The sequence below is a fragment of the Pseudonocardia nigra genome (assembly GCF_019396355.1).
GTDB lineage: Bacteria > Actinomycetota > Actinomycetes > Mycobacteriales > Pseudonocardiaceae > Pseudonocardia > Pseudonocardia nigra.
Genome location: NZ_JAHKRK010000237.1, coordinates 1 through 11,518, shown reverse-complemented (window position 1 = coordinate 11,518; position 11,518 = coordinate 1). Strand labels below are relative to the sequence as shown.

At 74.7% G+C, this 11,518-nt stretch carries 12 protein-coding genes; all 12 read right to left on the bottom strand.

From position 1 onward, the window contains the following. Positions 1-51: 51 nt before the first annotated feature. Positions 52-1,206: a CaiB/BaiF CoA transferase family protein gene (locus tag KME75_RS35360; protein ID WP_219419298.1), complete on the bottom strand. Its 1,155-nt coding sequence runs from the start codon at positions 1,204-1,206 to the stop codon at positions 52-54. Between the two features lie 4 nt (positions 1,207-1,210). Then, the gene (locus KME75_RS35355) at positions 1,211-2,623 is read right to left on the bottom strand and encodes an MFS transporter (RefSeq protein WP_308283378.1); all 1,413 of its coding nucleotides are present in this window, start codon (positions 2,621-2,623) and stop codon (positions 1,211-1,213) included. A 75-nt stretch (positions 2,624-2,698) separates the two neighbouring features. After that, positions 2,699-3,202 carry a MarR family winged helix-turn-helix transcriptional regulator gene (locus KME75_RS35350; RefSeq protein WP_219419297.1) on the bottom strand — a complete coding sequence of 168 codons (504 nt, stop codon included), beginning with the start codon at positions 3,200-3,202 and terminating at the stop codon, positions 2,699-2,701. Between the two features lie 46 nt (positions 3,203-3,248). Further along, on the bottom strand, positions 3,249-3,698 hold the full coding sequence (locus tag KME75_RS35345; RefSeq protein WP_219419296.1) for an ABC transporter permease: 450 nt from the start codon (positions 3,696-3,698) through the stop codon (positions 3,249-3,251). After that, positions 3,608-5,554 (bottom strand): FHA domain-containing protein, encoded by a 1,947-nt coding sequence (locus KME75_RS46360; RefSeq protein WP_219419295.1) that lies wholly within the window; start codon positions 5,552-5,554, stop codon positions 3,608-3,610. The genes KME75_RS35345 and KME75_RS46360 overlap by 91 nt, the downstream gene beginning before the upstream one ends. Before the next feature lie 222 nt (positions 5,555-5,776). Next, complete coding sequence (locus KME75_RS35335; RefSeq protein ID WP_219419294.1) at positions 5,777-7,930, bottom strand: phage holin family protein; 2,154 nt, start codon at positions 7,928-7,930, stop codon at positions 5,777-5,779. Between the two features lie 43 nt (positions 7,931-7,973). Further along, positions 7,974-8,591, bottom strand: coding sequence for a DedA family protein (locus KME75_RS35330; RefSeq protein ID WP_219419293.1), 618 nt, complete (start codon positions 8,589-8,591; stop codon positions 7,974-7,976). Beyond that, complete coding sequence (locus tag KME75_RS35325; protein ID WP_246633470.1) at positions 8,588-9,388, bottom strand: MBL fold metallo-hydrolase; 801 nt, start codon at positions 9,386-9,388, stop codon at positions 8,588-8,590. The genes KME75_RS35330 and KME75_RS35325 overlap by 4 nt, the downstream gene beginning before the upstream one ends. Positions 9,389-9,467: 79 nt before the next feature. After that, positions 9,468-10,274 (bottom strand): SDR family oxidoreductase, encoded by an 807-nt coding sequence (locus KME75_RS35320; protein WP_219419291.1) that lies wholly within the window; start codon positions 10,272-10,274, stop codon positions 9,468-9,470. Between the two features lie 40 nt (positions 10,275-10,314). Then, positions 10,315-10,692: a hypothetical protein gene (locus tag KME75_RS35315; RefSeq protein WP_219419290.1), complete on the bottom strand. Its 378-nt coding sequence runs from the start codon at positions 10,690-10,692 to the stop codon at positions 10,315-10,317. Continuing rightward, entirely contained in the window at positions 10,689-10,946 is a 258-nt protein-coding gene (locus tag KME75_RS35310) for a hypothetical protein (protein WP_219419289.1), read from the bottom strand. The genes KME75_RS35315 and KME75_RS35310 overlap by 4 nt, the downstream gene beginning before the upstream one ends. 33 nt (positions 10,947-10,979) lie before the next feature. Further along, the coding region (locus tag KME75_RS35305; RefSeq protein WP_219419288.1) for a 6-phosphofructokinase at positions 10,980-11,518 on the bottom strand (539 nt) is incomplete at its 5' end.

Here is an 11,518-nt window from a genome sequence, read left to right as displayed (position 1 = left end):
GTTTGCGGGCGGGGCGGGGCGCGGCGCGGCGGGGCGGGGCGGGCGGCGGGGTCAGTCGGCCAGCAGCCAGGCGCGGACCTCGGCGCTGTCCGCATTCAGCGCCGGGGGTGCGCGGTGGTACGCCGGCGGGGTCCGCCCGTACGTCACCGGGTTGCGGACGCTCGGCACCCCACCCGGCTCCACCACCGGGTCCAGCCCGAGGCGCTCGGCCAGCGCCAGCCCCTCGTCGATCGTGTTGATCGGGCCGCAGGGGACGCCGGCGGGCGCGAGGAAGTCGAACCACTCCTGGGCCGACTTCATGGCGAGCCGCGCGAGCAGCAGCGGCCGCAGCTCGTCGCGGTGGGCGTTGCGGTCGCCCATCGAGCCGAACCGGGGGTCCTCGAGCAGCTCAGGGGCACCGATCGCGGTGGCGAGCTTGCGGAACTGCCCGTCGTTAGCGGCGATGACGATCAGCTCGCCGTCGCCGGTGGGCAGCGGCTCGTAGGGGAACAGGCTCAGGTGCGCGTTGCCCAGCCGCCCCGGGACGACGCCGCCCGCCAGCACCGCGGAGGTCTGGTTGACCAGCCCGGACAGCGCTGCGGACAGCAGGTTCGTCTCCACCAGCTGGCCCTCGCCGGTGCGCTGCCGGTGGTTCAGCGCCGCCAGGATCGCGACGGCCGCGTGCAGCCCGGTGATCACGTCGAACACCGCGACGCCCGCCCGGTACGGCGGGCCGTCGGCGTCGCCGGTCAGGCTCATCAGGCCGGACGTGGCCTGCACGAGCAGGTCGTAGCCCGGCAGCCCTGCCCCGCCCGCGCTGCCGAAGCCGCTGATCGAGCAGTACACGACGCCCGGGTTCCCGGCGGACACGGTCTCGTGGTCGAGGCCGAACCGGCGCAGCCCGCCCGGCTTGAAGTTCTCGACCATGACGTCGGCGCGGGCGGCGAGCCGCCGGGCCACGTCGAGGTCGTCGGCGTCGGCCAGGTCCAGCACGATCGACCGCTTGTTCCGGTTGATCGACAGGTAGTACGTGGCCGTGCCGTCGGCGCTGGTCGGGGGCACCCACGTGCGGGTGTCGTCGCCGGTGCCCGGGCCCTCCACCTTGATCACGGTGGCGCCCAGGTCGGCGAGGATCATCGTGGCGTACGGCCCGGCCAGGATGCGGGAGAAGTCGGCGACGAGCACCCCGGCGAGCGGTCCGGTCGCCGGGGCGTCGTCGTCGAGCACGCGGCTATTCAACAACAGCGAGCTCGCGCGCGGCCCGCTTCGGCGGGGCCAGAACTGTGAGGGTCAGCACGGCTGCCAGGACCAGCAGGCCGGCGCTCACCAGGAACGCGAGGTGGTACCCGCCGGTCAGCGCGACCGCGGGCACCCCCGCCGCGACGAGACCGTCGGTGCGGGCCGCGGCGAGCACGGCGAGCACCGCCACGCCCACCGCACCGCCGACCTGCTGGCTGGTGTTGGCCAGCCCGGAGGCGAGCCCGGCGTCTGCCGGGGTGGCGTCGGACATGATCACGGTGGTGACGGCCGGGAGGACGAGCCCGCCCCCGACCCCGAACAGCACGATCGACGGCAGCAGGTCCGCCGTGTAGCTCCCGGTGGCGTCGGGGGCCAGCAGGACCAGCCCGGCCGCGACGAACACCTGCCCCGCCAGCAGCACCGGGCGCGGCCCGAACCGGCCGATCAGCCGGCCCGAGCCGGCGAGCGACACCACGCCGATCGTCACCGCGATCGGGAGCATCGCCAGACCCGTCTGCGCCGGGGTATACCCGAGCGACTCCTGCAGGTACAGCGCACCGGTGAACTGGAAGCCGAGCATCCCCGCCACCATCAGCAGTTGGACGGCGTTGCCGCCGGACACCGCGCGGGACCGGAAGATCGACAGGCGCACGAGCGGCTCGGCGATCCGCCGCTGGCGCGCGACGAACGCGGCGAGCAGCAGGCCCGCCAGCACGGCGACCGTGACGCGCACGGCCGGGCCGGAGGTGTCGACGATCGCGAAGACGCCGAGCATCAGCCCCGCCGTGACGAGCGCGGCCCCGAGCACGTCGGCCCGGCCGCGCTGTCCGGCCTCGGGCGCGACCGTCCACCGGGCGGCGACCACCGCGACCACGCCGATCGGCACGTTGACGAGGAAGATCCAGCGCCAGCCCACCGTCTGGGCGAGCAGCCCGCCGAGCACCAGCCCCGTCGACGCGCCCGCCGCGCCGACGAACGCGTAGACGCCCATCGCCTTGGCCCGCTCGACGGGCTCCGGGAAGAGCCCGACGATCATGCCGAGCACCACGGCCGAGGCCATCGCCGCCGACACGCCCTGCAGGAACCGGGCCGCCACGAGCATCGCGGGGTCGATCGCGAGGCCGCAGAGCAGCGAGGCGAGGACGAAGAGCACGAGCCCCGCCAGAAGCATTCGCCGCCTGCCCAGGAGATCGCCGAGGCGGCCGGCGAGCAGGAGCAGCCCGCCGAGCGGAACGAGGTAGGCGTTCACGGTCCAGGCCAGCCCCTCGGTGGAGAAGCCCAGGTCGGCCTGGATCGCCGGAAGCGCGACACTCACGATCGTGCCGTCAAGGATGATCATGAGCATGCCCGCGCACAGGACGGTGAGCGCTGCCCAGCGGCTCGGGGTGGGACGGGTGCCGATCACGGCGGACCTCCTGGTGGATGTGCAACCAGGAGCGACCGTAGCAGATAGTCTCGTTCTAGACGATCCCTTTTCGGATCAGCTTGCTCGGGACGATCGCACCGGTTTACGGCGCGGCACGTTCTCGGCCGGGCCGAGGTCCGACAGCGGTCCGCCGCGCCCGACGAGCCGGACGAGCGCGTCGAGGAACACGCTGCGCTCGTGCTCGGGCAGCACCCCGAGCACATCGGCATAGACGCCGTCGATGATCGTGCGAGCGCGGTCGACCACCTCGGCGCCCGCCTCGGTGGTCTGCACGATCCGCGCCCGGCGGTCGGTGGGCGACGGCACGCGGCGGGCCAGCCCCGCGCTCTCCAGGTGGTCCAGGGTGACCACCATCGTCGTCTTGTCGAGCAGGGCGATCTCGGCGATCTCGCCCTGGGTGAGCTCCCCCGGCAGCGCCTTCGACAGCACGCAGTAGCCGCGCGGCGTGATGCCGACCTCGGCGAGCGCGGCCGTCATCCGGGCGGCGAGCGCCTGGCTGGACTTGTCGAACAGGTAGCTGAGGTCCGCGCGGATCTCGTCGTCGCTGCGGGTGTCCATAGATCCACCGTACAACGTTCTCGCCCCGAACCATCCCGTTCGGGACCTATCCGCGCACCTGGTCCAGCCTGCGCAGCAGCCACGCCGTGAGCCCGACGAGCACGGCCGCCAGCGCCACGAGCACCCCGGCGCCGAGCAGCCACCGGCCCGCCGTGTGCTCCCACAGCGGGTCCGGACCGGTACGGAGGGCCGGGTTGAGGTCCACGGTCGACGCGCCCATCGCGTAGGCCCACCGGGCCGGGACGAGCCAGGCGACCTGTTCGAGCACCGGCCGACCGTGCACCGGGAACAGCCCGCCGCTCACCACGAGCTGCAGCATGAGGACGAGCACGAGCAGCGGCATCCCGCGGTCGGCGTTGTCGATGAACGCGGAGATCACCAGCCCGACCGTCATCGTCACCACGGTCACCCCGACGACGGCGAGCAGCACCTCGGCGAAGCCGGACCCGAGCAGCACCGCGCCGTCCGGCGGGCGGTGCCCGAGCAGGGACAGCACCGTGAACACGGCGGCCTGTGCCGCGGTGATCGCGCCCAGCACCAGCAGCTTCGAGGCGAGTAGGCGCCGAGCGAGAGCCCGATCGCGCGTTCCCGCCGGTACACCGGCCGTTCCTTGACCAGCTCGCGGATCGACGCGGCGATCCCCATCAGTGCGCCGCCGAGCACGAGCACGAGCAGCAGCTGGTTCGGCTGCCCCGAGCCCGCCGCGACCGCCGCGGACACCGACAGCCCCGCGTCCCCCGGCACCAGCCGGGCCAGCAGGCTGAGCACCAGCGGCAGCACGGCGAGGAACACGGCGTACTGCCGGTCGGCCGCGATCACCGCCAGGTATCGGCGGCCCAGCACGCCGAGCTGGGTGAGCACGCCCTGCTGCGGGGGCGCGGTGCCCGGCGGGCCCGGACGGTCGGGCACCCGTGGCAGCGCGGCCGTCGGAGCGGCGACGTAGCGCCGGTGCTGCTCCGACGCCCGGAACCGCGCCGCGAGCTCCTCGCCGGGGACGCGGTCGAGCAGCAGGAACGTCTCGGCGAAGTCGGGCTGCCCGAAGTACTGCAGCGCCTCGCGCGGCGGCCCGAAGTAGGCGACGTGCCCGCCCGGCGCCAGCACCAGCAGCAGGTCGCACACGTCCAGGTTGAGCACGCTGTGCGTCACGACGACGACCGTGCGGCCCGTGCCGTCGGCCCCGTCCGCGAGGCCGCGCAGCGTCCGCATCACCGACTTGTCCAGCCCGGGGTCGAGCCCCGACGTCGGCTCGTCGAGGAACAGCAGCGACGGCTTCGTGAGCAGCTCCAGCGCCACGCTCGTGCGCTTGCGCTGACCGCCGGAGAGCGTGTCGATGCGCTGGTCGCCCTGCCCGGTGAGCCCCAGCTCGGCCAGCACCTCCTCGACGCGGCGGTCCCGGTCGGCCTCGGGCACGTCGGCCGGGAACCGCAGCCGCGCCGCGAAGCGCAGGGCCCGGCGCACGGTGAGCTGCGGGTGCAGCACGTCGTCCTGCGGCACCAGGCCGATGCGGTGGCGCAGCTCGTCGTAGCCGGCGTAGAGGTCGCGCCCGTCGTAGCGGACGTGGCCCGCATCGGCGGGGCGCGAACCGGTGAGCGCCCGCAGCAGGGTCGACTTCCCCGCGCCGCTCGGCCCGACCACGGCGAGCAGGCAGCGGCCGGGCAGCGAGAACGACACGTCCCGCAGGAGCCGCTTCCCGCCCGGCGTCGAGACCGACAGCCCGTGGGCGGCGAACGCCACGTCCCCGGAGTCGACGGCGGCGACGAGGCGGTCGCCCTGCAACCGCAGCACGGCGTGGCCGACCCCGACCACGTCGGCGGGCGTGATCGCGGCGCGCTGCACCCGGGACCCGTTGACGAACGTGCCGTTGCCGCTGCCCAGGTCGACCAGCTCCCAGCCGCCGTCCGCGGTGCGTTCCAGCCGGGCGTGCCGGCGGGACACGAGCAGGTCGTCGAGCACGACGTCGTTGTCGGGCAGCCTGCCGATCGTCAGGCGCCCGGACCGGACGTGGTGGACGGTGGTGTCGCGCACCCGCGGGCCGGAGGCGGGTGCCTGCGGACCCGCGGCCGGACGCAGCTCGACGGTGGCGGCGTACTTCCCGTCCCCCAGCCGCACGACGACCGGCCCGGTCAGCCGCAGGACCGTGACCCGGCTGCCCGCGACGTAGGTGCCGTTGCTCGAGCTGTCGGTCAGCGTCCAGCCGGCCGGGGTGAGCTCGACGACCGCGTGCCGGCGGGAAACCCGGGGGTGCGGGAGGTCGAGGTCGGCCTCCGGCCCCCTTCCGATGACGAACGGCCGGCCGGCGGGCACGCGCAGCCGCCTGCCCTCGTGCAGGAGCTCCAGCGCCGCTGGGTTCATGCGTCCCCCCACGGGCAGTGATCGAGGCGGCAACCGTAACGGGTGATCCCACCGCTCCCCTCCGCGAGTCGGGCGACTCGCGCACCCTCAGGCGCCGACTCGCCCGCACTCAGACGCCGACTCGCGCACCCTCAGACGCCGACTCGCGGAATCCCTGCCACCGGAAACCCGCGAGTCGGCATGGAACGGCGGGCGAGGGCGCTCAGGGTCGCCAGCCGAGCGTCAGGCGCGGGCGGCCGGGTCGGCGACGCGGTCGCGGTCGCGGTCGGCGTCCTCGTCCGGGACCCGGGCCGGCGGCTCGGGCTGACCCAGGTGCGTCAGCCAGCCCCGCAGCACCCGGTGCAGGGCCTCGGCACCCACGATCTCGCCGGGCGCGGGCAGCTCCGACGGGTAGAGCACGAACCCGCGCGACTGCGATCCGCCCATCCCGCCGTGCGACCCGACGTGCGGCTCGAACGGCGGCGCCTCGTCCGTCGCGGGGTCGTACCGACTGTTGATCATCAGGTCGGCGCAGTGCGGGAACCCGTCGACGCGGCGGATCAGCTCGGCGGCGTGCGGCCCGTACGGCGTGAGCGGGTCCTCCCCGATGACGACGCCGGTGGCGAGCCGGTGCAGCCCGTCGCGGCCGAGCACCACCGGGCCGAACTCCGCACTGCGCACGAGCACGAAGCCGACCCCCGGGTGGTCCACCAGCGACGGCAGCAGCTCGGGGTGCTCGCGCTCGACCGTCTCGAGCTCCACGCGCCCCGGGTGGTCGGTGAACGACGCCAGCGCGAGGTGCCCCGAGGACACGACCACCACACCGGGCGCGGCCCGGCTCGCGGCGTCGGGGGTACCGGTGGCCGTCCGCGGGTGGTCGGCGGCGGCGCGCTCGACGCGGGCCCGCAGCCTGCGTGCGATCGGCCCGCCGCCCGCCGACGCCTCGGCGAGCGCGGCCCCGACCTGCCAGCCCTCCGCAGGCCGGCGGGCGTCCGTGTCGGCGCCGCGGCGCGGGTCGGGCTGCGGCGCGCCGCACAGCCGCCCGACCAGCGCTTCAATCGACTCGCCGAACCGGTCCGCGAACGCCCAGCCCTGCGTCTGACCGTGATCGGACAGCGCGACGATGTGGTAGCGCCGCGGCGCGAGCTGCCTGGCGCGGTGCAGCCTGCCGATCTGCTGGTCGATCGAGCGCAGCACGGCGAGCGCGTCGAAGCGCTCGACGCCGGAGTGGTGGGCCACCTCGTCGTAGCCGAGGAAGTCGGCGTACACCGACGCCCGGCCGGCGAGCATGTCCTCGATGATCGCCGACACCACGACGTCGCGCGCGATCACCGTGGTGCCGGCGCGGGCGAACGGGTAGAACCCGCCGCGGTTCACCCGGGGCCGCACGCCCGCGCGGCGCTGCCGAACCGACGCCGAGACCTCCCGCGCGACGTCGACGAGCGCACCCGCGAGCGTGCGCAGGGCGTTGGCCGGGTTGGCGAAGTAGGCGTAGTAGCCGGCCCCGACGCCGTCGCCGCTGCCGCGCCTGCGCCGCGAGCCGGTGAGGACCGGCAGCGCGCTCATCGTGAGGCTGACGTGTTCGGCGTCGCCGGTGAAGAGGTTGCCGCGCGCCGCGCCGTCGACGGCGAGCAGGCCGCGCCCGTCGGAGTGCCGCCGCTCGATCTCGGCGGCGTCCTCGGGGTTCGCACACGCCACGATGTGGTCGCGGTCCTTCTCGTACCAGCGGAACCCGAGGATGTCGTGGTTGTCGCCGTGCAGGATGCCGCAGACGCTCGCCCCGGTCTGGGAGCTCCAGTCGGCGTACCAGTCGGTGAGGGTGTGGCTACCAGTGGCGAGCCAGCGGGCGAACGTGGGCATGTCCCCGTCGCGGATGGCGCGCCGGACCGTGTCGTACCCCAGCCCGTCGACCTGCAGGAACAGCACGCCCGGCGGGAGCTCGCCGTCGCCGCCGGGGCCGCTGCGGGCCCGACGCCTGGCCGCGCGGCGGAAGAACAGCTCGTCCTCGTCGAGCGCCAGCAGGCTGCTGACGAGTGCGCCGATCGCGGCCACGGCCACCGCCACGACGACCGCGGTGCCGAAGTCGGTGACGACGACGCCGGGCACCGCGAAGGAGATCGCCAGCACCCCGGCGCCGAGCAGGAGGAAAGACCCGATCCCGAGTGTGAACAGCGCGACCGGTAGCGCGATGCGCAGGATCAGCGGCCACACCACGGCGCTCAGGACGCCGAAGAGCAGCGCGCACACCGTGGGCTGCCACCAGTCCGCCATGGAGAAGCCGATGAGCAGCTCGTCCAGCAGCTGCAGCGCACCCACCGACAGCAGCCACACGAGCAGCAGCCGCGCGACGACCCGTCCTCCGCGCAGCAGCCGCCCCGCTCCCCCCGCGACGCTCATCCAGCCTCCTCGCTGACGGACGCCGCTGCGCCCGCACACCCGCTCACGACGCAGCGCCCTCCCGACGGGCCGCCGACCGGCGGTTCCTGCGCCTGCTCGCCACCAGCGTGGAGACGCCCCCCACCACGAGCACGAGCACGGCGGCGATCAGGGTGGCGACGATCGGGTTGTCGAACAGGCCGCCGCTGACGATCCCGAGCGTGGAGTAGGCGATCGCCCACAGCAGGCACGCGGCGAGGGCGGCGGGCACGAGACGCCGCCACGGGTAGTCGAGCGCGCCGGCGGCGACGAGGACCGGGATCCGCCCCGCGGGCAGCAGCCGCCCGACCACCACCAGGTGCCAGCCGTGGTCGGAGAACTGGGTGCGGGCCGCGTCCAGGCGCTCCTGCGGCTGCGCGCGGGTGAGCCACCGGACCGCGGGTCCGCCGCCCAGCTTCGCCACGCCGAACGTCACCAGGTCGCCGAGGACGGCCCCGGCCGTCGCGAGCAGCACGACGGTCGGCAGCGACAGGTGGCCCGTGGTCATGGCGATCGCCGCGGCGGCCCCGACCACCGCACCCGTGGGGACCACCGGGACGAGCGAACCCAGCAGGACACCGCCGAACACCGCCGGGTAACCGATCGCGGACGGATCGGTCCAGTCGACCGCGAGGACCGTCACGAGCCCACCGGTCCGGGCGCCGGGGACGTCAGCGCCACCTCCGCGCCCGGCCGGGCGAGCACGACCGCGGTGGTGCCGCCCGCGACGGCCGCGGCGAACTCGTGTGGCGGCTCGACCAGCAACCGCCGCATCCGTGCGCCCGGACCGCCGGGGACGCGCGTCAGGCCGGCGAGTGCGAGCGTGCCCCAGTGCACCGGCACCGCGACGCGCGGGCGCAGCAACGCCACCGCCTCGGCCGCGCGCACCGGGTCGAGGTGGCCGGGCCCCAGCGACGTCCCCCACCCCCAGACGGGCAGCAGCGCGACGTCGATCCGGGGCTCGGCGAGCTCGGCCATGCCGGGGAAGAGGTCGGTGTCGCCGGAGACGTACACGCGCCCGTCCGGCGTCTCCAGCAGGTGGCCCATCGCCTGCGCCTGCGGGCCGCGCGTGCTGCGCGGGCCCCAGCGGTGGCCGCTGTGCTTCGCCGGGACGCCGGTGACCCGCAGGTCGCCGACCACGATCTCCTTGCCGGGGGCGAGCTCCGCGACGCGCCGGATGCCGCGCCCCCGCAGCCAGTGCCCGGCGCCCGCCGGCACCACCACCAGCGCGGTGGGCGGCAGCTTCCGCAGGGAGCGCACGTGCAGGTGGTCGGCGTGCAGGTGCGAGATCAGCACGAGGTCGGCGTCGGCGTAGTCGCCGGGCACCGGTGGCGGCCCGACCCGCCGCAGCGGACCGACCCGGCCGGTGAGGATCGGGTCCGTGAGCACCACCGTGCCGGCCAGCTCCATCCGCATGGTGGAGTGGCCGAGGAATCGCATCGCGAGCCCGTGCACCCACCCAGTATCGCGTGCCCGCCGCGCACCCACCGTCCGGCGCATACGGCGCGGTCGGGCGCCGTTACGGCCGGCGCCAATCGTCGGATGTGAGGTGCGAGCCCGCCATTGGCCCCATCTGCAGCATCCCGCCGTCGACCGGCCACGACGCACCGGTCACGTACCCGGCAGCGGGCGAGCAGAGGAACGCGACGACGGCAGCGATCTCCCGCGCGTCGCCCGGCCTGCGCAGCGGCACGCCCGACCGCTCGACCGGCCGGGGATCCACGTCCTCCTGCCCGGTCATCGGCGTCGCGATCTCCCCCGGCGCGACGGCGTTGACCGTGATCCCGTGCTCGGCCAGCTCGAGCGCGGCAACCTTCGTGAGCAGACCGAGCCCGCCCTTCGCCGCGCAGTACGGGCCCGCGCCGACGCGTGGCTGGTGTTCGTGCACGCTCGTGATGTTCACGATCCGGCCCCCACGCCCCGCGTCGATCATCCGCCGCGCCGCCCGCTGGAGGGCGAGGAAGGCCCCGTCGAGGTCGGTGGCGAGCACGGTTCGCCAGGTGTCGTAGCCGATCTCCAGCAGCGGGGTGGACGTTCCGGTGCCGGCGTTGTTCACCAGCGCGTCGACGCCGCCGAGCGCGTCGGCCAGCTCGTCCACGACGGACGCGGCACCGGGCAGTGCGGTGAGGTCGAGGTGCCGGACCTCGGCCCGGCGGCCGTGCCCGCGCACCTCCTCGGCGGTGTCGTGGGCGCCCTGCTCGTCCTCGTGCCAGGTGATCCCGACGTCGCAGCCGGCCGCGGCGAGCGCGACGGCGGTGGCGCGTCCGATGCCGGAGTCGGAGCCGGTGACGATCGCGGTGCGCGGGAAGTCCTCGGGGGTCGTCATGGCCTCCGGGTGCCCACCCGGGATCCGCTTGAACGGACGGTCAGACCTCGATGATCGGCAAATTCCTGCCAGCGCTGTCGAGCAGATGCCGGATGTCGACCGGGTCACTCGTCACTACGGCGGCTGTGCGATCGACCGCGAGCGTGGCCACACAGGCGTCGACCACATCGCCGCGCCCGGCCGCGGCCAGCAGGAGGCCGACCCGGTGCGCGTCGGCCTCGTCGAGCGGACGGACGTCGCAGCCGCGGAGCAGCCGGCGGAGCTGCACCTGCCGAGGGGAACGGCTGACCTGCGCAACCACCGGGGTCGGAACGATCGGGATGACGCCGTGCTCCAGCCGAACCCGGTGGTCCGCCCAGAACGCCCGGTCATCCCGCTCCGCGGCGATCAGCGCACCGGCGTCGTACACGACCGTCACGCCGAGCGACGATCGTGATCCGCTGCCGCTCGGCGACGTGCCGCGGCCAGCTCCTCCGCGGTGAGCGGCCCGTGCTCGGCTTCCCACTCGGCGACCGCCGCCAACCCGTCCCGCAGCTTGAGTGCGTGGCGGGCCGCCTCCGTCATCCAAGCGGACACACTGACGCCCTCGGCAGCGGCGGCGGCCAGCACGCCGTGATGCACCTCGGGATCAACGGTGATCGCGAGTTTCGGGGAGGGTTCGCCGCGGGGCACGACAGGAAGTCTACTACCGCTCTCCTACCGATGTCAGCCGAAACGGACCGGCTGGCCGGTGGACTCCAGCACCGCGAGCCACAGGTCGCCGTGCGGGTCGACCTGGTTGCGCCTGCTGACCGCCACCGACATCGGGATGTGGACGAAGCGGCGGCGGTAGCGGCCGACGACCATCTCGGTGCGCCCGGACATGGCCGCGTGCACGGCCGCCTGCGAGAGCCGGACGCAGTACACCGAGTCGTAGGGGTTGGCCGGCACGCTGCGGATGGCGTAGCTGGGGTCGATGTAGCGGATGGAGGTCTCGACGCCGGCGTCGGTGAAGTGGTCGGCGATGCGCCGCCGCAGGTACGGGCCGATGTCGTGCAGCCGGGCGTTGCCCGAGGCGTCACGCTCCGTGCCGGCGTCCTCGGGGTGCCCGCCCAGCAGCTCCTGGCCCGCGCCCTCCGCGACGACGACCACGGCGTGCCCGCGCTCGGCGACCCGCCGGCGCAGGTGCGCCAGCAGCCCCTGCTCGCCGTCGAGGGCGAAGGGCACCTCGGGGATCAGCACCGCGTCGGCGCCGCTGCGGGCCA

Coding starts and splice junctions, on each gene's coding strand:
- KME75_RS35335 (WP_219419294.1), bottom strand. CDS start 7,930: ATGAGCGTCGCGGGGGGAGCGGGGCGGCTGCTGCGCGGAGGACGGGTC.
- KME75_RS35350 (WP_219419297.1), bottom strand. CDS start 3,202: ATGGACACCCGCAGCGACGACGAGATCCGCGCGGACCTCAGCTACCTG.
- KME75_RS46360 (WP_219419295.1), bottom strand. CDS start 5,554: ATGAACCCAGCGGCGCTGGAGCTCCTGCACGAGGGCAGGCGGCTGCGC.
- KME75_RS35320 (WP_219419291.1), bottom strand. CDS start 10,274: ATGACGACCCCCGAGGACTTCCCGCGCACCGCGATCGTCACCGGCTCC.
- KME75_RS35325 (WP_246633470.1), bottom strand. CDS start 9,388: ATGCGATTCCTCGGCCACTCCACCATGCGGATGGAGCTGGCCGGCACG.